This window comes from Chitinophaga nivalis, assembly GCF_025989125.1.
Lineage (GTDB): Bacteria > Bacteroidota > Bacteroidia > Chitinophagales > Chitinophagaceae > Chitinophaga > Chitinophaga nivalis.
The window spans coordinates 2,100,162-2,122,170 of record NZ_JAPDNR010000001.1 but is presented as its reverse complement, the minus strand read 5'-3'; the positions used below and the strand labels follow the sequence as shown (position 1 = coordinate 2,122,170).

At 43.5% G+C, this 22,009-nt stretch carries 18 protein-coding genes, 1 tRNA gene and 1 riboswitch; of the genes, 8 read left to right on the top strand and 11 right to left on the bottom strand.

The genetic code is table 11. From position 1 onward, the window contains the following. The first annotated feature begins 6 nt into the window (after positions 1-6). The 4 genes from OL444_RS08715 to OL444_RS08700 all read left to right on the top strand — a co-directional run bounded on the left by OL444_RS08715 (position 7) and on the right by OL444_RS08700 (position 6,308). Complete coding sequence (locus OL444_RS08715) at positions 7-1,359, top strand: sensor histidine kinase (RefSeq protein WP_264733604.1); 1,353 nt, start codon at positions 7-9, stop codon at positions 1,357-1,359. A gap of 222 nt (positions 1,360-1,581) precedes the next feature. After that, positions 1,582-4,641, top strand: coding sequence for a SusC/RagA family TonB-linked outer membrane protein (locus tag OL444_RS08710; protein ID WP_264733605.1), 3,060 nt, complete (start codon positions 1,582-1,584; stop codon positions 4,639-4,641). Between the two features lie 29 nt (positions 4,642-4,670). Further along, positions 4,671-6,083 (top strand): RagB/SusD family nutrient uptake outer membrane protein, encoded by a 1,413-nt coding sequence (locus OL444_RS08705; RefSeq protein WP_264733606.1) that lies wholly within the window; start codon positions 4,671-4,673, stop codon positions 6,081-6,083. Positions 6,084-6,234: 151 nt separating this feature from the next. Further along, positions 6,235-6,308, top strand: a tRNA-Asp gene (locus tag OL444_RS08700). Positions 6,309-6,491: 183 nt separating this feature from the next. Here OL444_RS08700 and OL444_RS31915 read toward each other — a convergent pair. The 5 genes from OL444_RS31915 to OL444_RS08680 form a co-directional block, all read right to left on the bottom strand. Beyond that, positions 6,492-6,656, bottom strand: a complete 165-nt coding sequence (locus OL444_RS31915; protein ID WP_371878162.1) for a recombinase family protein — start codon at positions 6,654-6,656, stop codon at positions 6,492-6,494. 190 nt (positions 6,657-6,846) lie between these two features. After that, the gene (locus OL444_RS08695) at positions 6,847-8,028 is read right to left on the bottom strand and encodes an alkene reductase (protein ID WP_264733607.1); all 1,182 of its coding nucleotides are present in this window, start codon (positions 8,026-8,028) and stop codon (positions 6,847-6,849) included. A gap of 59 nt (positions 8,029-8,087) precedes the next feature. Next, entirely contained in the window at positions 8,088-9,080 is a 993-nt protein-coding gene (locus OL444_RS08690; RefSeq protein WP_264733608.1) for a bile acid:sodium symporter family protein, read from the bottom strand. Between the two features lie 51 nt (positions 9,081-9,131). Beyond that, complete coding sequence (locus OL444_RS08685) at positions 9,132-10,160, bottom strand: methionine synthase (protein ID WP_264733609.1); 1,029 nt, start codon at positions 10,158-10,160, stop codon at positions 9,132-9,134. Positions 10,161-10,186: 26 nt separating this feature from the next. Then, positions 10,187-11,239 carry a DUF1852 domain-containing protein gene (locus OL444_RS08680; protein ID WP_264733610.1) on the bottom strand — a complete coding sequence of 351 codons (1,053 nt, stop codon included), beginning with the start codon at positions 11,237-11,239 and terminating at the stop codon, positions 10,187-10,189. Between the two features lie 184 nt (positions 11,240-11,423). After that, positions 11,424-11,605: riboswitch (cobalamin riboswitch) on the bottom strand. Between the two features lie 138 nt (positions 11,606-11,743). Here OL444_RS08680 and OL444_RS08675 point away from each other — a divergent pair. Together OL444_RS08675 and OL444_RS08670 are read left to right on the top strand one after the other, a co-directional pair. Next, positions 11,744-12,229, top strand: coding sequence for an Lrp/AsnC family transcriptional regulator (locus tag OL444_RS08675; protein WP_264733611.1), 486 nt, complete (start codon positions 11,744-11,746; stop codon positions 12,227-12,229). 1,430 nt (positions 12,230-13,659) lie between these two features. Further along, positions 13,660-14,232: an inclusion body family protein gene (locus tag OL444_RS08670; RefSeq protein WP_264733612.1), complete on the top strand. Its 573-nt coding sequence runs from the start codon at positions 13,660-13,662 to the stop codon at positions 14,230-14,232. Between the two features lie 186 nt (positions 14,233-14,418). Here OL444_RS08670 and OL444_RS08665 read toward each other — a convergent pair whose 3' ends face one another. Beyond that, complete coding sequence (locus tag OL444_RS08665) at positions 14,419-15,714, bottom strand: hypothetical protein (protein ID WP_264733613.1); 1,296 nt, start codon at positions 15,712-15,714, stop codon at positions 14,419-14,421. 235 nt (positions 15,715-15,949) lie between these two features. Between OL444_RS08665 and OL444_RS08660 the strand changes: the two genes are divergently transcribed. Further along, a complete protein-coding gene (locus OL444_RS08660; RefSeq protein WP_264733614.1) occupies positions 15,950-16,897 on the top strand; it encodes a sensor histidine kinase in 948 nt (315 codons plus the stop codon). Beyond that, positions 16,891-17,610: a LytR/AlgR family response regulator transcription factor gene (locus OL444_RS08655; RefSeq protein WP_264733615.1), complete on the top strand. Its 720-nt coding sequence runs from the start codon at positions 16,891-16,893 to the stop codon at positions 17,608-17,610. The genes OL444_RS08660 and OL444_RS08655 overlap by 7 nt, the downstream gene beginning before the upstream one ends. A gap of 124 nt (positions 17,611-17,734) precedes the next feature. Here the strand turns inward: OL444_RS08655 and OL444_RS08650 are convergent, their stop codons facing one another. From OL444_RS08650 to OL444_RS08630, 5 genes are all read right to left on the bottom strand, one after another. Beyond that, entirely contained in the window at positions 17,735-18,127 is a 393-nt protein-coding gene (locus OL444_RS08650) for a RidA family protein (protein ID WP_264733616.1), read from the bottom strand. 98 nt (positions 18,128-18,225) lie between these two features. Next, entirely contained in the window at positions 18,226-18,918 is a 693-nt protein-coding gene (locus OL444_RS08645; RefSeq protein WP_264733617.1) for a helix-turn-helix transcriptional regulator, read from the bottom strand. Between the two features lie 184 nt (positions 18,919-19,102). Next, positions 19,103-20,356, bottom strand: coding sequence for a hypothetical protein (locus OL444_RS08640; RefSeq protein WP_264733618.1), 1,254 nt, complete (start codon positions 20,354-20,356; stop codon positions 19,103-19,105). 24 nt (positions 20,357-20,380) lie between these two features. Continuing rightward, complete coding sequence (locus OL444_RS08635; protein ID WP_264733619.1) at positions 20,381-20,725, bottom strand: hypothetical protein; 345 nt, start codon at positions 20,723-20,725, stop codon at positions 20,381-20,383. A 14-nt stretch (positions 20,726-20,739) separates the two neighbouring features. Further along, the gene (locus OL444_RS08630; protein ID WP_264733620.1) at positions 20,740-21,999 is read right to left on the bottom strand and encodes a hypothetical protein; all 1,260 of its coding nucleotides are present in this window, start codon (positions 21,997-21,999) and stop codon (positions 20,740-20,742) included. Positions 22,000-22,009: the final 10 nt, after the last annotated feature.

Here is a 22,009-nt window from a genome sequence, read left to right as displayed (position 1 = left end):
GTGCGCATGAAAATCCGTGACCGGCTGTCGTTGCAGTTCACCTTTATATTTGCCGTGATGCTGGCAGTATTGCTGACCACCATCTACTTACTGGTAGTACATCATCAGCGAAAAAGCTTCTTCGACAAACTGGATGAACGCGCCAAAACAGCCGCCCAGTTTTACCTTGCAGAAGATAACCTGTCTGTGGAAAGCTTCAGTAAAGTACTACGCAACTATCCCCGTTCCCTCTCGCAGGAAACCATCCGTATTTACAATGAAGCCGGCCAGTCTGTATTTATTAAGCCCGACTCCCTTGGCTGGAAACGTGCCATCATACGGCGTGTGATCAAAGAAAAAAACATTCGTTTTACAGATGGAGAACGGCAGGCGGCAGGTATCTACTACACCGACAACTCCGGCAACTTCGTCGTCATTGCCGCTGCCCGCGATATCAATGGCCGCCAGCACCTGCATCAACTGGGCTGGATCATGTTATCCGGTTTTGCGTTATCGTTGCTTGTTACCGGCTTCCTGGGCCGCATCTTTGCCAGAATGGCGCTGCAGCCTATTTCCCGGATCAACAATGAAGTAAAAATCATTCGCGCTACAAGTCTTAACAGCCGGCTACCAGTGAGTAATGCCCCACACGAAGAAGTCAATGAACTGAGCCTGACCATCAATCAGCTGCTGGAACACCTCGAACAATCTTTTGAGGCGCAACGCTCCTTTATCGCCAACGCTTCCCATGAACTCCGTACCCCTATTGCTTCTATACTGGGCGAAGCGGAGATAACGCTCATGCAGGAACGAAATCACCAGGAATACCAGACCACCCTGCAAACCATTATCGAAGATGCCGGACGGCTGAATAATATTATCAACAGCCTGCTGGAACTGGTGCAGGCTAATATAGACAGTCATGATATGCAGCCCATTAATATGCAGGAACTGTTATGGGAAGTGGTAGATGAATGGGGGAACAAACCTGCCGGCGGGCCGGTTAAACTGGCGTATAACTTCGGCGATAATCCCAGCAAAGTAACCATACAGGGGAATCGTTACCTGCTGTTCATTGCCCTTAGCAACATTGTCAAGAATGCCATTAAATTTTCTGACAACCGGGAAGTCAGCTGTGAACTCACTACCGCCGGCAAACATACGGTTATCATTATCCGCGATCAGGGTATCGGTATTCCGGACAAAGAAACCGATAAAATATTCCAGCCCTTCTATCGTGGATCCAATGCCATGTCTTACGGGGGTTTTGGTATAGGCCTTTCGCTCGCCCATAAAATTGTAAAATTGCATCAGGGCAGTATTGTCATTACTTCCACCATGCACAAAGGCACTTCTTTCTCCCTACTATTTCCCTGCTAAAACAATTCCCCATCATACGTCTGCCTCTCTGAATATACCAGAGCGGCAGACGTATTTTAGCGCCTCTTCCTGCAGCATTAAAATTTCCTAATTACTTTCTAACCCTTACCCAATCAGTCTTTAAGCGGCTCCCAATAGCACTGTTCTAGCTTTGCACTCACCTTACCAGCTATCACCAGCTGCCATTACTGTCTAAAATTAATTTACACATTTATCATGCGCATGAAATCCATTTTCCTCTTTTGTGTTTCGCTCTTGCTATCTCTGGTGGGTATAGCGCAGGAACGAATTATCAAAGGTATTGTAACAGACTCCCTGACACAACAGCCGCTGATCGGCGTATCCATTCAGGTAGCCGGCACCGCCAAAGGAACCGCCACCGATGTAAACGGCGCCTTTACCATCAACGTACCACCTGGTAAAGCGCTGTTGAAATTCTCCTACATCGGATACGAAATAGCACTGATCGCACCACCAGCAGGCACACAACCTATACAGGTAGCTTTAACCAGTGCCGCAAAATCGCTGTCGTCAGTAGTGATTACCGGTTATACCCAGCAAAGCAAATCCCGTACAACCGGCGCCGTTAGTAGTATTCCTGCCGCCGTTACCACCCAGGCGCCCGTAGGTTCCTTTGATGTGATGCTGCAGGGACGTGCGCCCGGACTCTATGTAGGCACGCCCACCGGACAACCCGGTGAAGCCGGCAGGGTATCTATCCGCGGGCTGGGTTCTATCAATGGTGATGTCAACCCTTTATATATCGTGGATGGTGTACCGGTAGCCAACAACTCCTTCGCGGCTTTAAATCCGGAAGACTTCGAAACCATCCATATCCTGAAAGATGCCGCCTCCACCGCACCTTATGGCTCCCGTGCCGCCAATGGGGTGATTGTGATCACCACCAAAAAAGGAAAGGCATGGGCCGACGGAAAAGTACGTGTGAACTACCGCAACCAGTTCGGCGTATCCGGCTTAAACAGTTCCAAATGGGATATGATGAATACGCAGGAACGGCTGCAGTTTGAAGAAATATTACAAGACCCCAATTTACCCGGTTGGGCATATTCCCGTAATAATCCCAACAAACTTGTCAACGGCGAACCCGTACCTAAAACCGCCGCTGACTATGCCTTCGGCAATGCCTACCTCGACAGCCTGCGTACCATCAATACCGACTGGCGTAAACACCTGTTGCGTAATGGCCGGATGCAATCGCATGCCCTCAACGTTTCCGGTGGCAACGAACACACCACCTTCTACCTGTCCGGCGCCTACTTCAACCAGGAAGGCATTGCGCTGAACTCAGGTATGGAACGTTACAGCCTGCGTGCCAACCTCCAAAACACCAACGGTCGTTTCAAAACCACACTCAATGTAGGCCTGTCTACCGCAGCTGTTAAATACATTCCGGATGAAGGCGTAGCAGCAGCAGGTGGTGCTGCCGTGGGCGGCGGCGGCATTACAGAAAGAAACCCGATTGCGGCCCTGTATTACGCCCTCCCTTATGAATCGCCTTACGGGAAGCCCGGCACCGGAAAATTCGGCGCCAATGCCCTCGATGCCTATGCCAATAGCCTGCTGAAAGATAACCAGCTGAAAGGCGTATTATCCCTGCAGGAAACGGTGCAGCTGAACCACGGCTTTCAACTCACCGGTACCGTAGGCATGGATTTTCAGCAGACCATCCGCACCAATTCCCTGCAGCCCGACTCCTGGTACGGACAAATGGTGAGCAACGGCAACCAGGGATCCTACGAGAAAAAAATGACCAGCCGGCTGGGGCTCGTAGCCACCGGCGGTATACGCTACTACAAACAATGGGGCGCCGGCCATGAGGTAGAAGCCAACCTGCTGGCAGAAGCCAATCGTATCAAAGGCAATGGCTTTGGTTTTACCGGCTTCGGTCTTACCCCGGAGCTGCCACACACCCCTGCCGGCATTACGCCCGGCACCCCGGAGAATAATTTCATTCCCGTGATAGCTGGTCAGACAACACCCGATCGGTTACTGCTTTCACAGATTGCCTTGTTCCGCTACTCCTATAAAGAGAAATATACTTTCTCTGCCAGTCTTCGCCGCGACGGTTCTTCGCAGGTACCTGCCACCAACCGGTACCGGTACTTCTACGCCTTTGGCGGCAGCTGGAATATCCTGGCGGAAGATTTTATGCAACACCAACATACCCTGACAACGCTACGACTGCGCGGCAGTTATGGACTTACCGGCAACGCAGGTGGCTTTGCCACCGACTACGGATTCAGGACCCTGTACGGTCCTTCGCTTTACAACGGCAGCAAAGCACTGGTGCCTACTACACCCGGCAACCCCGACTACAACTGGGAAATCAACCGGATCAGCGACATCGGGCTGGAATTCGGTTTATTCCATAACCGGCTACGGGGAGAAATAGATGTGTATAACCGGGTCACCAACGGCTTGTTTATCAACAGCAACCTCTCCCTCACTACCGGCTTTGCCACCCTCGCCACCAATGCAGGGAAAGTGCGTAACCGGGGCATAGAACTCATGCTGGAAGGAGATATCATCCGGCAGAAAGCCCTTACCCTGACTATGGGTGTAAACCTGGCCTACAACAAAAACCGGATATTAAGTCTGGGTGATGAAGCACAGATCTTTGCAGATGAAGCCACTATCAACAAAGCTGGCCTTCCGCTGGGCAGTTTCTATGCGGTAAGATGGAAAGGAGTAGATCCGCAGACAGGCGCTCCCATTTACCTGGATAAATCCGGCAACGAAACCAATACCTACAACGCCGATGATGCCGTACCCATGAAGGCCACCTATGATCCCCCACTCATTGGAGGTGTAACGGTCAGTCTTACGTACAAACGTTTTGAGGTATCAATGCTGACCAGCTTTATACAGGGCATGTACCGTTTAAATTATCCAGACCTGTACGCGCATTCCGGCGATGTGAAGTACCGCCAGTACAGCCAGTCAAGGGATATGCTGCAGATCTGGCAACGCCCGGGCGATATCAGCCCCTATCCGGGCGCGCAGTATCCTACCTATTTCACGTCAAAGGATATACGTAGTGCAGATTATATAAAACTCCGCAATGTGTCTGTAGCCTACAACATCCCCGTCAGTAAACGGATGGCCGGATTTGTACGCCACATCAAGGTTTTCGCCAATGGCCAGAACCTGTTATCCATCATGAAATGGCGTGGTTTTGATCCGGAAGATGCCAATGATATTGCACAATATGAATATCCCATGCCGCGTACCATCAGTGGCGGTATTAACGTAACCTTTTAAGAAATACATCAGAAAATAAACCGCATTATATGATACTAAATTTGCTGAAGCGCAACATAGCCGGTTGGATGGTGGTAACGATGGCCACAGGTTTCTTTTCCTGCAATAAGATGCTGGATATCAAACCGACCGATCAGGTAGATGGCAGTGAGATATTCACTTCCCTGGGCACTGTGAATAAAGCCGTGCTGGGGGTATATGCCGACTGGGAAGCTGCGTACACATGGCGGATAGGCTCCGTTATGGCGGACGAATGCAGTATAGGACTTAAAAACAATGGTGTTAATGGGTCTGCACAGCAACTGTATCGTTGGTCATACGCTTCCGGTGATCCTGAAATATCGGCACCCTGGGTCAATGCCTACCAGGTGATTAACCGGGTTAACCGGGTCCTGGAAGGCATCGATAAGGTTCCCGTACCGGATGCTGCAGCGGAGCAGGAGAAACAGCACCTGAAAGGCGAATTGCTGGCTATCCGCGCATTTGAACATTTTGAGCTATACCGTAACTATGGCTCCTCCGGTAAATACCAGGTCAGCGCCCTGGCAGTGCCGTATGTCACCACTTCCGCTATCAGTAATAAACCTGGCAGGCCTTCCTACGTCACATTTATGGCGGCTTTGCAACAGGACATCACGGCAGCATTGGCGTTGATAGATGACAACAAAGAGGTAAGCCGTATGCATCTTAATGCGGTAAACGCATTACAGGCACGTGTAGCGTTGTATGCCGGCAATTGGGCAACAGCGGCCACTTATGCCGGGAAAGTAATCGACAAAGTGCCACTGGCCACCCGGGATGAGTTTCCCGGTATCTGGACGGACCGAAACAATGCAGAAGTTATTTTTAAACTAACACGTACAAACGCCAGCCCGATGCGGCCAGGTGATATATGGAAAAACGCCACTACGGGGATCGCTTACTTTGCACCTGCTCAAAAACTGCTGTCTGCTTACAACCGGGATCTGGATATCCGCTATGATAGCTATTTTGATTATGATCCCGCTTTGGAAAAAGATGGGCAGTTACCGGACGTCATTAAAAAATATGCTGGCAGTACCGGTGCAGAAAATCTGAATGATATCAAAGTATTCAGAACCGCAGAAATGTACCTGATCCGTGCAGAGGCTTTACTGCAATCCAACAAACGAGGTGAAGCTGCTGCTGATCTCAACATACTACGCCAGCATCGGCTACTGGATTATGAACCTCAAAATTTCAGGGATGTACCACAACTGTTACAGGCTATACTAACGGAGCGATTCAAAGAACTTCCTTTTGAAGGACATCGCTACTATGATCTGAAACGACTGTTGCTGCCGATTGAACGGGATCAACCAGCAGCCACCTTACATCCGCAAGCGCTGTTTTACTACCTGCCCATTCCGCAGGCAGAAATCATTGCGAACCCCAATATCCGTCCCAATAATCCGGGATGGTGATTTAACCATATCTTCTCTTAGAATACGCCAAGGCATAGATGGGCTATTTACAGGAAGCTGCTACTCAAGCGGCTTCCTTTTTTTATTTTCAATAAATAAATTTGTGGAAATGAAATATTTATGTTTACATTTGCGCTCCCGTAAGGAAAACGGATCAGTAGTTCAGTTGGTTAGAATGCCGCCCTGTCACGGCGGAGGTCGCGGGTTCGAGTCCCGTCTGGTCCGCAAAAAGGGACAAATCATCACAAGTATGATTTGTCCCTTTTTCGTTTTCGGGCGAATTGCCCGACAGGCGGGCGATCCGGAAAAAATTGTATTGCCTTTAGGATTCGAAATGCCTCATTTTTGCGATCATACACGATTCCATCGGGAAATATGAGTTTTTGAAGTTTTTCTTTCATGCGTGTATCACTGGAACTCCACACTAGTGACAGCATAGACAGTTACACCATACTTCTCCCGCAACTCTTCTGCTAATTTGATGGCTGCACCTCCTGTTCTGGAAAATCGATCCAGGGTATAGACTAAAACGTGGCTTACTTTTCCTTTATGTTTCCTGATGAAATCAAGCATTCTGGTAAACCTCTAACGCCCATGGCTATCTCATGCCCTTTTTTTACGAAGCATTGGAAATTTTATAGAACAATTTATTGTTTTAACAAAAAAAGTAATACTGACGCAGAATCTGCGCTATCCGCCTCTTTAAACTTGAAGCGACTTAAATTTATTTGACGAAGGAATTAATTTCAATATTGCTATTGTTTTAATTATCTTTTATTTTGATGGCATTGTACTCGTTCCATAGTGGATAATCAATATAACCATGTTTCCCGCCGCCATATATTGTTGCCCTGTCCGGCTCACTAAGCGCAACATTTTTTTCGAACCGTTCCGGCAGGTCAGGATTTGCGATGTATAACTTGCCAAAGGAAATAAGCTTAGCAATGCCTTTTTCAAGTTCTGCCTCGCCAGAAGCCTTGTCGTACCCTGCATTAGCGATAACTGTCTGACGAACTTTTCTGCCAAAGAATTCAATCTCGTTGTCAGCTGCATAATGTTCAGGCGAAGGGAAAAATGGGCTGCGCCTCATGAGTTCTACATGGGCAAAGTCCAGCTTGTTGAATTCTTCAATGAGGTAGGTATAAGTGGCAGAAGGGTTATCAAGTATTATATCACCATAAGGATGGAAAGGAGATATTTTAACACCCACTTTTTTACTTCCTACCGCACTGATTAATTCCTGCATCACCTCCAGTACAAAGCGGGTGTTGTTAGGGATGTTGCCGCCGTAACGATCTGTTCTTTGGTTGGCACTTTCAGCTAAGAACTGGTTAGGCAGACAGCCATTGGCAGCATGTAGCTGAACCCCGTCAAAGCCTGCGGCTACGGCGTTTTTTGCGGCCTGGCCAAAGTCCATTATAGTTTGCCTGATTTCCGGGATTGTCATTTCCCTTGGTATTTCGTAATCCTTCTTACCCTGAGAGGTAAAATGCTGCATTCCCCGGATAGGCAAGGGTGATGGCGCAAAAGGGAGCTTGCCATTCCTGTCTGCAGAATGTCCCATGCGGCCAGCGTGCCAAAGCTGAGCTATAATAACACCGCCTTTATCGTGTACCGCTGCTGTAACCTTCTTCCATGCTTCTATTTGTTGACCAGTGAAGATACCCGGAGTGAATGGACTCCCGGTAGCTTCTTCACTAATCCTGATGGCTTCAGTAAACAGCAAACCTGCACCTGCTCTTTGGGTATAGTATTCTATGGTCATATCACCCACTAAACCATTTATATCTGTACGACCTCTGGTCATCGCTGCCATGGCCATTCTATTTTTCAGGTTGACACCTCCTAACTGTGTTTTTTCAAAAAGTTTCATATTACCATTTTCATAATTGCCATATTGGTCAAAGACCGGCAGATAAACATCATTGTTGATGCACACCATCATTGCCTTCTGCTGAAGATATTTTTTACGCTATTTATCAACGTTAGCTATTGTTGTAAAAATTATACTTCTTTTCGTCTGGCCATCCCCTGAGCGATAATACTGGCGGCAATCAATTGCAAGGCATGGTAAAGCATGAGTGGCAACAATATGATGCCTGTAATGGTACTGTGCTGAAAGAGCACTTTTGACATGACGGTTCCGTGTACCAATGACTTTTTAGATCCACAAAATAAGACAGTAATACGATCTTCATCTGAAAAGCCAAACAATCGGCAGAGTAGTCCAACACAAAAGAACACAGCAAAAAATAAGGCCATCATCCCTGCGGCGAGTCCGGCAAGCTCAAGGGCGGTGAAGCCTTCAAAAAGATGCTGGGAGAATGACTTACAAAACGACGTGTAAATGATGGTGAGAATGATTGCCTGATCGAAATACTTGAGCTGTTTCTTATATTTTTCAGCAATGGCGCCAAAACGGGAGTTGAGGCTGATGCCGATGATGACAGGCAACAAGACTTGAAGCATCAACTTTATGACGATATCAGTGACATCAAAATGACCTGTTGCAGAAGCGATAAATAGTCCAACCCAGAGCGGCGTAACCACTACTCCGATCAAACTGGAAATGCTAGCATTGAAAATGGCAGCGGGAATGTTGCCCTTGGCGATGGAAATCATGACCACGGAAGAAGAGACTGTGGAAGGTAAAGCCGCCAGAAAAAATATACCCAACCAAAGCAACTCTAAGTCGGTGTTGACGAACAGGGGGCGAGATACCAAAACAATGAGCGGAAAAAACAAAAAAGTTGTTAATTGGACGATAATGTGCATTTTCCAGTTGGCAAGCCCGGCTTTTAGTTTCTCAACGCTCAGCCGCAAGCCATAGAAAAAGAAAATCAACGACACGCCTGCATTGGCAATCTCCTCTAGCGAAACAGGCTCTTTGATCATGCCTGGTTGAGGCAAAAAATAGGCCAGCATAATCATGGTACCTATCATTAACAGGAAACCATCGAAACCTGCTTTCTTTAATACTGCTAATAACTTATTCAAAGTGCTGCTACTATAATTTTCCGGTGATCCAAAATTATTTATCAATTATAACTAAATCGCAAATTCTTTGCGTACAATTTCAGCTCCTGCGCTTAAAGCAATTAACTTACCTCTTGCCACGTTTCGGGACAAAGGAGCCATACCACAGTTTGTAGAAGGGTAAAGATTTTCAATATCTACAAACTCAAGCGCTTTACGTAGCGTATTAGCTACTTCTTCAGGTGTTTCAATAGTATTGGTGGCCACATCAATTGCACCAACCATTATTTTTTTGCCTCGAACAAGTTCAATTAAATTTAAAGGCACATTTGAGTTGTGGCATTCTAATGACACCACGTCAATTTTAGATTTTTGAATTTTAGGGAAAATTTCTTCGTATTGACGCCATTCTGAACCTAATGTTTTTTTCCAATCGTTATTGGCTTGTATTCCATAACCATAGCAAATATGCACTGCAGTTTCGCAGTGTAAACCTTCAATGGCTCTTTCTAATGCTGCCATTCCCCAATCGTTCACTTCATCAAAGAACACATTAAATGCAGGTTCATCAAACTGGATAATATCTACCCCTGCATCCTGCAGCTCTCTTGCTTCTTCATTGAGTGCTTTCGCAAATTCCCACGCTAATTTTTCCCGGCTTTTGTAATGGTCATCATATAAGGTATCTACCATTGTAAGCGGTCCCGGTAATGCCCATTTTATAGGCTTATTAGTCTGTCTACGTAAAAATTTAGCATCTTCAACAAAAACTGCTTTTTGACGTGCAACATCACCTACAACCACTGGAACACTCGCATCATAACGGTTACGAATTCTCACAGTTTTGCGATTTTCAAAATCTACACCACTTAAATGCTCGATAAAAGTGGTTACGAAATGTTGGCGTGTTTGCTCACCATCACAAATGATATCTAACCCAGCCAATTGTTGTTCCTGCAAAGAAATGCGCAAAGCATCTTGTTTCCCTTCCAATAACTGATCTCCTTCTAATTTCCAGGGCGACCAAAGTTTCTCAGGTGGTGCAAGCCAGGCTGGTTTAGGTAAACTTCCTACAATTGAGGTTGGTAATAGTTTTTCCATTGTTGTTTCTTATTTTCTTTGATTTATTAATTAGCGAATTTAGCAGCCCACTGCTCAAGAATATCCTGGTAAGGTTTAATGAAATGCTCTTCAGCATATTTACCCTGTTCAACAGCCAGTCGGCTGCGCTCTTCACGGTCATAAACCACGCGGGTCAGTGAATAATCTTCGTGTTTAAGACTAGGTTGATAAATTTTCCCAGCCCCTGAATTTGCATTGTAAATTTCAGGGCGATAAATCTTCTGGAAAGTCTCCATCGTACTGATTGAGCTGATTAGTCCAATATCAGTATAATCAGCAAGCAGATCTCCGGAATGATAAAAAGCCATCGGTGCCACACTGTTCGGAGGCATGAAAAAACGAACTTTTAAGCCCATTTTAGAGAAATATTCATCAGTGATAGAATACTGATCCTGCAGATACTCAAAACCCAGAACCTGATGCTGATACTCAGTGCGGGTATACGTTTTGTTGCCCGATACACTTAGACAAATGATCGGAGACATTTTAAAGTGCTCTTTATAAGTGGCTGAACTCACAAAGCACTTGTAAAGTTTTCCGTGCAAATCACCAAAATTTTCAGGAATACAAAAATTAGATTTATTTTTATTGTGCTCGATCAATAAAATACTGAAATCATAATCACGAACATAAGAGGAAAAATTATTTCCGGCAATACCTTCGATACGCTGGCTAGTCTTACGGTCAAAAATATTCGTTTTTAAAACTTCAATCAACGGCAGATTGTTAATACCATTCTTATCACCAATACTCATCGTTACTGTGATGATTTCAAGTTCTACAAGGTAACGATCACCTTTAGGATTATCCAAATGAGCCAATGCATTGAATCGATTGTTAATCATATTTAAGGCATTACGTAAGTTTTGTTGGCGATTAGCTCCTCTGGCCAAGTTTGCAAAATTGGTTGTCAGACGCGTTTGACTTGAGGGGTGATAGTTTTCATCTAAACATGTACTCTTCAGCGTGAACACAAAATTATCCTTGATGGTATTCTGAATATTTTCCCTGTATTTTTGTTCGTTTACTTTCGAACTTTCTGATATGATCGCTTCCATTAGTTGTTGCAATTATTTTATTTTCAAAAAACAATTATTCTATAGCTAACTTAATTATCAATTAAACGCTGCGACCACTAAAGAAAGGACCTAAGGAAGAGATATGTACATGAAGAGGCGTGATCAAGCCTTGATGGGCTTAAAACTTGTACAATCTGACCAATGACCTCTTTACGCGGAAGCATCGACCAATACAGCAAAGGCAGGTATCCTGACTTGTAACAGCTTTTACCAGCCTTCCCGCTTTCGCAGTGACCACTATTGTAAAGCCCTGTTGTGTTACTTACAGTTGCGCGACAGCTCGTGATTTGCACACGATTCCCTTTTAATTCACCGCTAAGTAAAACCTTTCCTGATTGTTGAAATATGAAAAGAACAGAAGTATTAAATTGCTGTCAAAGTTATGTTTTTGACCATAAAAACTTATTAAATACCAAGAATTAAGTAAAAAATGCCGTATTTGAAACTACTTTTAGCTATTTATGCTGTAATTTTTTTATTTTTATGGCCATTAAAGTTATTTATGCTATGGACCAACTAGATGAGATCGATCTGAAACTATTAAAGCTATTGACGAATGATTCGAGCCGGACGATTAAAGAGCTGGCCGAGGAAGTTAATCTGTCATCCTCGCCTGTCGTTGCACGGGTCAAACGACTGGAAAACAATGGCTACATCAAAAAATATATTGCACTGCTCAACCCGGAAAAATTCAACCAGGGATTTATTGTATTTTGCAATATCAAGCTAAAACAACATGACCGGGAAATCGGACATAGTTTTGTGGCGGATATTCTCAAGATTGACGAGGTAGTTGAATGCTATAATATCTCTGGAGATTATGATTTTTTTCTAAAAGTGTTTGCCCGTGACATGAAGCATTACCAGGATTTCGTATTTAATAAACTAGGTTCAGTAAAAAGTATTGGCAGCGCGCACAGTACCTTCGTTATGTCGGAGATCAAGAATTCGCATAATTTCTGCTTTTAATAGTGACAGAAGTTTGGGTTAATGGGTACAATAAATTTTGAAAATTTAAGATTTATTTATTATTGGATGCAAGTGTATGAGTGCAGTGGTAACCAAATTATTTATTCTCAAAGCGCAATTAAAAGTTTTAGGGTTGAAGATGTTTGTAAAAATGCTTAGCTGAATGTCGTTGATCTATAAGATGTCGATGTCCTTTACAAAAATCCTCAATTTTAGATAGATCATCTATCAGAAGGTTCGAAAGTTGTCCCTCGTAGTCCGCAAAAAACTTCCTTTGATTTTTGATTCCTTACCCCATTAAATTAATTGAAGGAGTGAAAACAACCAAAACATTAGAGGATAACACAAGTATTAGTGACGATATTTTCTCAATGCTTGCACCGTTTGATAAATACCCTATGCGATAAATATCCTTCTCAGGAAATCAACAATATATTAACAAAGAGGCTCCTCAACGTTTAAGAAATCCCCATATGTGTAGTGGTCAAAATTCAAAAAAACATTCACCAATAGACGATAGGTTATCTAAGAAGCAATCATGTTTCACTTGATAATTTTAAATTGAAATTATTGTCAGGATTGGGATCACTCCCCCGAGAGAGCTTACTGGTTATGATTGTATTTATTTCACTCCTGCAAAATCCTTTCTCCAATTTTTCTATATCCGTTACAATAAATTTATATCAAGCTTCGCAGATGGGTTTCAACCTACCGAACCAGAGAACTGGTGCGGTAGCATCCAGATTCGATGGCCCTGGCAATTTCCATATGGCAGCTTCAATATGCTTCTCATAATATCAATTCAAAAAGGTATGTTTTGCGATATAAGTATAGTGAGCAGTTGATCATAATCGCTTAGTGTTTCCCTTTTTTGAGGTCATTAAATGCACAAACTCCGCAACCATTTACATCCGTCGCAAGAATGTATCCTTAGGGGGCAGATTGTCTGGGATTGAGCAACCGCACCAGTATCAGCCCTTTAAAACAACGCAAGAAAATACCCGGGCCAATAACAAAACACTTTGCGACCAGGAGCGACATGCTTACAACGCAAATACCATAGACAAATTCAAATCATATCAACAAGATAATAATAAGGAATGCTTACATTCTGTATTAGAATTTTTTTTGAAATTTTTTCTCATTCATGAACAAAATCAAATTAAGCGCTGTTATCTATTAGCGTAAAAACTTACGATCTCAAATAACCAGTTCCTAACCTCATTCCCAACCCTCAAATACCATAACATCAATGCACCATTTAAAAGGACACTAACTGACCAATATTATCCCATTCCGGGTGTTATCTACTCACATTTGACTTCTCTTTCCGGAGATGATCAGCATTCTTTTCTGATATACATATATATAATCAATGGCGGATACCGAAAAGCCAGAACAGAGTAGGTAAAACTTTAACATCACCTCATATGTCAAACACAGCGCAAGCTCCCGAGCATTCAAGAACTGCTCAAAGATCGGTAGTTAACAACATCAGTGTATTAACAATCGTTGACGTCGAACAAATTAAGTCCCTCAATCCCAATCCAAGTCAGGACCCGGACAAACCACAGCCTATTCATTACAACCAGGGTGTCACCATGAGATGCCCTTATGATCACTTCGTGTCGGAACCTGGCCCGGGGAATATTACCTTCAAGGCAAATTTACAAGATACCGTTTCTTTCAGGGCAACGACTGTTTCCGGTAATTCAGAAAATGCTGTTATTGTCTATAAAATAAAAGGCAACGACTCAGTGAATGTATTTAACCCTTTTCTGACAAATACGATCACCAGGACTGGTTCAGTAGTGCCTTCATCACCCAATAGTGTTCCCCCATTAACTACCCCCCTCACATTTTATTCATTTGATTCCAAGATAAAAAGTAAAGGCACTGAAGTCTTCACCATCTATCTGGCGCTATATGAGCTGGATGCATCCGGGGAGAATCAGGTACTTTATGGCTACTTCTACTGGGATCCAACCATTCAGGTACAATAAGCCGCTGATATCCTTTTACGTATTCAATGTTTTATATACAGCAGTTCTGCATAAACGGAACTGCTGTATAATGTCTGAAACCTGATACAGGCCAGCTACGCTGGTCTCAATTTCTTATAATTCTTCGGCGCAATACTCGTTTCCTTTAAATAGCCCCTTTCAATAAAGGAGCTGTTGCTCCGGGTACTATTCCCGTTTGAGCAAGACAAAATGCAAGCTATCTTTCTTTTCAATGTACCAATGCTTATTCAATTCCAGTGACCAGCCATTCGCTTGTACAATACCATCTTTTACACACAGATTATCCCTTGCCGGCAATGTAATCACTTGCCAGTTCTGCATAAGCATGCCACCATTTTCCACCTTCAGCTTTCCCCAAACATCTTTTATTTCAGCAGTAGGATATACTGTACCCAGTTGTCCCAGGTCGAATAAATTATTAGGGTTAAAGACAATATTCATTTTCTGCAGGTTGATGACCAACACCGGATAGCGCGTAAAAAGACGGGTATAAACAGCTGTTTGCGCTTGTCTGGCTTTCTCTTTTATTTTTTCCGTACGTATGATACGATCTCCTTTATACCGCTTTTCCAGCTTCACCCATTCAGCTGTGATCGTTGTTTTGGGCACGGTCACCTGATAGTATTTTCCAATCAAAGCCGAAAATGAAGCATTGGAATCCACGGCATGTGTCCAGGCGGGTGATTTCTCATAAAGTAAATATCCATAAACAGGGCCGGTAATATAGGGCATAGCCCGGATCAACGAAAGTCGCGTGGCCGCCCGATCAATCTCCGTATACAAATGTTGCCGGATACTGTCCGATGGTCTGCCCAGTAATACGCCTGTATATTCAGCTAGTCCCTCATTCATTTCCAATTGGCGCTCATGATCGAAAGTTGCCGGAAACAACTCCTGTCGCTTTTTGCGAAAGAGCAGCGCATGCGTCAAATCAACCTTACGCTGATCTATGGGCTTTGCCAGGGCTGATTTTAAGGCTTGCAGTTCCAACAGCAAATAGATACGTCCGTTCGTCGTTGCCAGATGATCTATGGTGGGGCTATACGCAGGCAAACCCAATTTATTTTGAATGCGGTGAAAGGATTCATGTAACATCAGGCTTAACCGCTCATCCCTGTCTGCAGGTAATGGCCATAATATAACAGTCCACCATTGACCTTGCCAGTTGATAGACGTATTGGCCACCATTACTTCCTTAGGTAACTGTCCTTTGTAAATACCTTCTCCCAATGAGGTAAAGATCCCTTTACTATCCGGCATATTCGCATAAGTGGTGCGGGATTGCGGATCTACCAGCAGCATAGGGCCATAAAGTGGCTGTTTCCAAATAGCGTTGCGGCTGCCCGCGGAATCTGCTTGTCTGAAATACCGGGCAGCAAGCATCACTGCGGTATCCCCTTGCTGTGCAAGACCACGGCAGGTGATAGCGAGTAGCAACAACCATACACTAAAAGCTTTCATACTTTTTTGTGTAAATTAAATATCCGGCTGATAATTATAATTTTGTATTATACCAAAGGTCAGATCTCTTTTAACATAGGCAATGTTCTTCATTTAACTACCATTAATCCTGTAAATAAGGCATTTACTATAATACAAGTGTATCTCTTTACCATTTTCATTAATTTGGTTCATGCGAAGTTTCTTATTACATATGTGCTTTTGGCTGGGATTCTTTTTTATATGGAACCAGATCATGTATTTCTATATCAGTGACAAAGGAAACCAGTTGTACTTTGCTGCACTGGATGTAAGTATGATACTCTGTGCTTTCTATGGCATTTATGCTTATCTGATGCCACGCTATTTTAAGGATAAAAATATCACCAAACTGCTGTCACTATCGTTTCTATGGCTGGTGATACTGGCAGGTGGATATGCTTTTATCATGAAGATATTGCTGAACCATATGCTGTTTCCCATTCATTTTAATTTTTCCTGGAACTATACCGATTTGCAATACAATCGCTTCTTCATTGCCTTACTGGGACTATTAGGGGGCGGATATGTAAAGCTGGCATTTGATCGGGTAAATGCTCAACGCAAACTGAATGCGCTGGAAAAGGCCAACGCCCAGGCGGAGCTGACGTATCTCAAAGCACAACTGAATCCGCATTTTTTATTCAATTCACTCAACAGTCTTTATACACAATTAGATTTTGACTTGCCTCAGGCAAAGACTACATTGATCACCATTGCTAACCTGTTACGCTATCAGTTATATGAATGTGGTACTGACTTTGTTCCGTTATCCAAAGAATTACTGTATCTGGAAAACTACTTCCATCTTCAGCGAATACGTACAGAAGCTATTACCCGCTTAAATATAGCAGTAGAAAGCGAAGCATTAAAAATTGCACCATTATTGCTGATGCCTTTTGTGGAGAATGCCTTTAAGCACGTCTCCGATGATGATAACAGGGAAAATATCATACAGATTGATATTCAGTTTACAAATGAACGATTGCATTTTTGCTGCATGAACACCAGCACCATTAAAGATGCCTCCAGCAGACCAGGAATTGGCTTGCAGAATGTAAGACAGCGACTGGAACTGCTATACCCCAACGAATACGAACTTCATGTTAAAGAAGGTGATAGCCAATATTCCATCAACTTATATCTAACCTTACACCGATGCTGAATTGTATTATTGTAGAAGATGAGCCACTGGCACGCAGACAACTCGAAGCTTACATTGAGCAGATACCCTTTTTACAGCTGGTTGGAACAGCCCGCAATCCGGTTATTGCCAGCGCCATCTTACAAACCGAAGTGGTGGACCTGATTTTTCTGGACATTAAAATGCCACAAATGAGTGGCATTGAATTTTTACAACAAAAAGATATCTTCCAGCAGATCATCTTTATCACGGCGTATCCTGAATATGCCTTACAGGGATTTGAGCTGGAGGTCACCGATTACCTATTGAAACCGGTAACGTTTGAGCGTTTCTCAAAGGCCTGTGAAAAGGCAAAAATTAAAATCAGTGGCTCATCAACCGTAAAAAACAATCGGGAACAACCCGATTATTTATATGTCAAGTGTGATAATTGTTTAGAGAAAATCACCCTCGCGGATATATTATTTATCGAATCTATGCTCAACTATGTACATATCGTTACTACGAAACGAAAATATACCGTGTACTCCAGTTTGAAAGGTATCCATGAACGTTTACCACAAAATAGTTTTTTAAAGATTCACAAATCCTACATTGCGTCTTTAGATCACATTAGTACGGTTACCCAATCCCGGGTTCGAATTGCAGGGCATGAATTACCTATAAGTCGCAGGAAGCAACAAGACCTAAAGCAGTATCTGACAAACAAACAACAGGGTGACTTTAAAGATTAAAGTGATGTCCCATTCCTATTTTCAGCAGGTAAAGGAAACTCCAGTTACTTACAGTACATCCGGATAAAAACAGGAAAAAGACAACTGCCACAAAATATTAGCAGCTGCCTTTTCCGGCAAATAATTACTTTACCACAGTAGCTTCCAGTTCAACAGTTAATGTAGCAAAAAGCCCCTTCACTTCCAACAGGGTAGTTGCTTGTTTAATACCGTATTTTGTCAGAAACGCGGTGTAAATATCCATACAGGTGGCAAAGAAGTCCTGCACAGTAGTGGTATAAACATTGAGCCTTACTATGTTTTTACACTCATAGCCCGATTCACTGATCAGCTGCTCCAAATTCTGAATTGTCTGTATAAGCTGTGAACGCATATCTGCGCTGCTGGGTATACCATTGGCGTCAATCGCTACCTGCCCTGAACAATACAGTGTACCCGTTACATTTTTGACTTCAACAGCCTGTGCTGAGTTGGTCCTTTCTCCCCATGTCCAGGGATCATACGTGTTTTTTTCCATATTTATATTTTTAAGCGTTACCAAACGACGTTCCGTCATTCGATGCCTCAAAATTAAAAGGGGGATGTGACAGCGGTATGTCAGGGGTAAGAAGAAAATTAATAATACTTATCAAAAAAATCCTGCAAGGTCATTTTATGAGGGGTAAACCTTTCAGCCAGTAACTTTGCCTGCTGAATCCTGTCGAGCCTGAAATATCTGAAGTCTTTTCTAAGCCGGCACCAGGCTACCAGCAACCAGTTTTCCTGGGTGCTCAATAATGCAAATGGTTCAATTATTCTGCTACTCAGGTTACCCTCTTCATTCATATATTCAATTTGAACCAGTTGAAAATTGGTCAGCGCAAATTGAAGGGTCGATAAATTATTGCTCGTCCTTTCACGATTAATATTTTGGGTATACCGTGTACGTTCTGTCAGCAGATTAGCTTTATGTTTCTCCGTATAGCGTAAAACCGCCTTTATTTTTTCAATGGCGTCCGTATAGTCTTTTACAAAAGATGCATCCTTGTTGTTCAATACCAACTGTTCTGCCAGTATCAATGCGTTTGCCTCACTTTCAGTGAACATAACCGGGGGAACTTTATATCCTTCCATCAGGGAATATCCTTTTCCCTCTTCTGTGATAATGGGTACTCCCGCCTGTTCCAGCGCCTTTATATCTCTATAAATAGTTCGGATACTTACAGAAAACTTATCTGCTAACCCGGTTGCAGTCACAAGTGGCTTTGTTTGCAATTGAATAAGTATAGCAGTCAGCCGCGAAAGGCGGTTTGTCGTGTTATTATCCATTTATCGTTCCTCCAGCATAGATAAAAGTAGCCAAATTTCATGAATCCTCCTTTTAGGTTGTTGTCTTTTCAAAAAACAGATAATCTATTAAGTCACTTATTTTAAAGATAAAGCACCTATCAAAGCAGGCAGCCGGAAGAAATCCCTCCGGCTGCCTGGAATTATTATCAGTTACCGCCTCTTATCATTTCAATGGTAACCCCAACTTATTGCGGGTCGTATCTGTTATAACCACCTTTCCGTTAAGATTGGCAGCAGGGTTCTTGATACGATGACTGGTGGCTTTTTCCCAATTATTGATAACGGTGAGAAAATGATTCATTAGTTCCGCCTCTACGGGTCGTACAACACCTGGATTAAGACTGGATAACAAGCCTTGTATATAAGTAGGATCAGTAAGGGCATCCCCCAGTTCAATGGCAGATAAAACGATGGCAGCCGGGCCGGCCATTTCAAACAACGCCTGACTTTTGTTATGTATCATGATACCGGCTTTGTTACCTGCTCTGGCCACCCGATCACCAATCACACTTGATTTCAGGTTAAACAATTCCACAAAAGGACTATTAAAAGTAAAAGGAAGTGTAAACCAGGTAGTGATCAATACCGCCGCAAACTCTTCTCTTGCCAGGTTCTGATTGGCATATTTAGTAGTACCTAATGCAGCTCCTCTTCTGGCGAGGAGTCTGTCGTTCAGGTCAATGGCCAGTTCACAGATGACATTTACATCTGTTGTGTTGGGGCCGGATGTATTTCTGGCATTCTGAAACCCCTGCCATATTTCTGCAAGATATTTTTCAAACAACGCTACAAACTCCTGATTGGACGCCTGGGCTTTGTAATAGCCTGTACCAGGATTATTATCACCGAATGCCAGGTCCATTCCAAACATACGCCAATAGGCATTCCGTCTGGTAGCATCGGCGCTGGTACGCAAGAGGCTGCGTACATTACCGGCTCGCGGATAATCACTTTTGAAAAATAATTTTTCCGCATTCTGTAACCAGTTAAATACCACTTCTCCGTTGGCCATACCCACAGCCAACCCCAGGTCTTCATCATGCATGTATTTCTCTATTAACTTTTCCATGACCAGTAACAACTTGGTATTCTCTATCAGATAGGGCGATATCAGGTGATAAGTAGTCGTTATAGCGAAATCACTGACGGTCTCTCCGCCCGGCAACTTATATTTTTTTGCATTATTGACATCATACCAATGCAGGTTAATAGCTTTCTCGATAGAGCTGACATCTTCATACGCCTGGTACTTAAATTTGTCTTCCGGCGAATAGGTATAAATTTTCACCGGCCTGGTGGCATTCACCGGCTTGGGAGCCGGAGCAGAAAAATCAGGTATAAAATCGCTATGAATGAGCGTATTATCTTGCAGTTTACTGTTAAGATGCGCGTAGATGATATTATCAAGGATATCCATATAGATTTATTTTAGATTAATACCCTATTTATCTGTTACAATTGTTTCATGCCAGTGAGGAGGCAAAGGTGGTGGGGCACTATGTTGTGGCGGTCGTATATTGGCCCCGCCGCCGCCCATTAGTACACCGGCAATTCTACCATTGATCCGGTCTATTTCATCTTTATCCGATAATGGATCATCTGTTTCGCCTTTTAATATTCTTAATGCCGCTTTCATTTCTTCGAGGTATACCAGGTGGGAATTAATGGTCTTACAGATTTCTGCCACGTCATGCATTTTACCTGCCCTCATTTTATCCTGCAGGGTGAACCTTAAACCATCGATCAGTGCAGATATGTTATAGATATTCTGAATTAAGTCTTCCATATACTTTTGATTGATTAGTTTAATGGAATAGAAAATCCCAGCTTAATCATCCATTCTTCCTGTAATTTGTATAGTGCAGCAAGATCTCCCTGCCCGGTGCCTATCTTATAACCGATCAACGCCAGCAGGCGCAAACATTCTTTTGATATCCATGCATGGGATGTAAATAATGCCGGACCAGCTATATATTCCAGCTTATTCAGTTCCTTTGGACTAACGGCAGCAGGCGGAATCAGCTGTGACAATGACTGCCCGCCGAAGGCCCGGTATTTATTTCGCAGAATAATATTGATCACCTCCGGCATCGCCTCCATGCAGGATCTGATAAGCGGAACAGACAAATACTCCGCCCGGTCGATATTATAATCATTCTCAAAAGCAGTGGCCAGATCATCCCAGGGACCTGTTCCGAAAAAGGCCTTACACATGGCAATATTCATCATCACCCGTACATACGAAATAGGATGAGGATCTTTTGCACGGAAAGCAAAAACCGTAAATGCTTCTCCACTCAATACATCACTTAATGCGGCAACGGCAGCATAACCTGTATGTACAAACGCAAATGCATCCGCAGCAATTTCACTGGCCCATCCTGCATATGCCATTCCTACCTGTGGCGGGTAGCTGTGAAGCCCCTTCCGCAGCCCATCCGCCAATTCTTCATTCCAGTTAAGTATATGCGCAATCTGGTGTCCTGTTTCATGGATGATAGCAGTAGGGCGAAAAAGATTATGTTGGGTGATTTTAACAGCCGCGACTGTACTTATATTCCCATCCCACAAACGCAATCCTGCCTTTAGAATAGAAGCACCAATACCTTTATCAATATAGGTGAGCACCAACGGAGCCTCCTTTCCCAGTGGTTTCAGCAATGCTTCCATACTCTTTACACACAATATATCACAGGCCCTTAGCAAAGCTGCTACATTGGGAGTTGTTCTGGAATTAACAGCCACCGTAAAAAAATGGATGGTTTCTTCTGCCATCAGGTATTTATTCCGGAGTGTTATCACACCTTTTCTCAGCATATTCCATTCCTGCTGATCTTTTGAAAGTTCGAGCTGAACGGCCAGACTTTTCCCTAACCCCACTACTTCTGCAATACCCGTTTGCAATGATTTGCGCAGGGATTGCACAATCGCATTGTCAAGCCCCTGCCAGGCATTTAATGATGCCAGGTGATCCAGCGCAGATAGGCGGGAAGCTGCCTGCAGCCAATGTGTTATCTGCCTCTTCAGGGACGCGTATACAATATTGCTGAGAACGGGCATAACCGGTGTT

Bases quoted from the DNA above. Each gene is read 5' to 3' on its own strand.
- OL444_RS08715 (WP_264733604.1), top strand. From the start codon at position 7: ATGAAAATCCGTGACCGGCTGTCGTTGCAGTTCACCTTTATATTTGCC.
- OL444_RS08710 (WP_264733605.1), top strand. From the start codon at position 1,582: ATGAAATCCATTTTCCTCTTTTGTGTTTCGCTCTTGCTATCTCTGGTG.
- OL444_RS08705 (WP_264733606.1), top strand. From the start codon at position 4,671: ATGATACTAAATTTGCTGAAGCGCAACATAGCCGGTTGGATGGTGGTA.
- OL444_RS31915 (WP_371878162.1), bottom strand. From the start codon at position 6,656: ATGCTTGATTTCATCAGGAAACATAAAGGAAAAGTAAGCCACGTTTTA.
- OL444_RS08695 (WP_264733607.1), bottom strand. From the start codon at position 8,028: ATGATGGTGTGCATCAACAATGATGTTTATCTGCCGGTCTTTGACCAA.
- OL444_RS08685 (WP_264733609.1), bottom strand. From the start codon at position 10,160: ATGGAAAAACTATTACCAACCTCAATTGTAGGAAGTTTACCTAAACCA.
- OL444_RS08680 (WP_264733610.1), bottom strand. From the start codon at position 11,239: ATGGAAGCGATCATATCAGAAAGTTCGAAAGTAAACGAACAAAAATAC.
- OL444_RS08675 (WP_264733611.1), top strand. From the start codon at position 11,744: ATGGCCATTAAAGTTATTTATGCTATGGACCAACTAGATGAGATCGAT.
- OL444_RS08670 (WP_264733612.1), top strand. From the start codon at position 13,660: ATGTCAAACACAGCGCAAGCTCCCGAGCATTCAAGAACTGCTCAAAGA.
- OL444_RS08665 (WP_264733613.1), bottom strand. From the start codon at position 15,714: ATGAAAGCTTTTAGTGTATGGTTGTTGCTACTCGCTATCACCTGCCGT.
- OL444_RS08660 (WP_264733614.1), top strand. From the start codon at position 15,950: ATGTATTTCTATATCAGTGACAAAGGAAACCAGTTGTACTTTGCTGCA.
- OL444_RS08655 (WP_264733615.1), top strand. From the start codon at position 16,891: ATGCTGAATTGTATTATTGTAGAAGATGAGCCACTGGCACGCAGACAA.
- OL444_RS08650 (WP_264733616.1), bottom strand. From the start codon at position 18,127: ATGGAAAAAAACACGTATGATCCCTGGACATGGGGAGAAAGGACCAAC.
- OL444_RS08645 (WP_264733617.1), bottom strand. From the start codon at position 18,918: ATGGATAATAACACGACAAACCGCCTTTCGCGGCTGACTGCTATACTT.
- OL444_RS08640 (WP_264733618.1), bottom strand. From the start codon at position 20,356: ATGGATATCCTTGATAATATCATCTACGCGCATCTTAACAGTAAACTG.
- OL444_RS08635 (WP_264733619.1), bottom strand. From the start codon at position 20,725: ATGGAAGACTTAATTCAGAATATCTATAACATATCTGCACTGATCGAT.
- OL444_RS08630 (WP_264733620.1), bottom strand. From the start codon at position 21,999: ATGCCCGTTCTCAGCAATATTGTATACGCGTCCCTGAAGAGGCAGATA.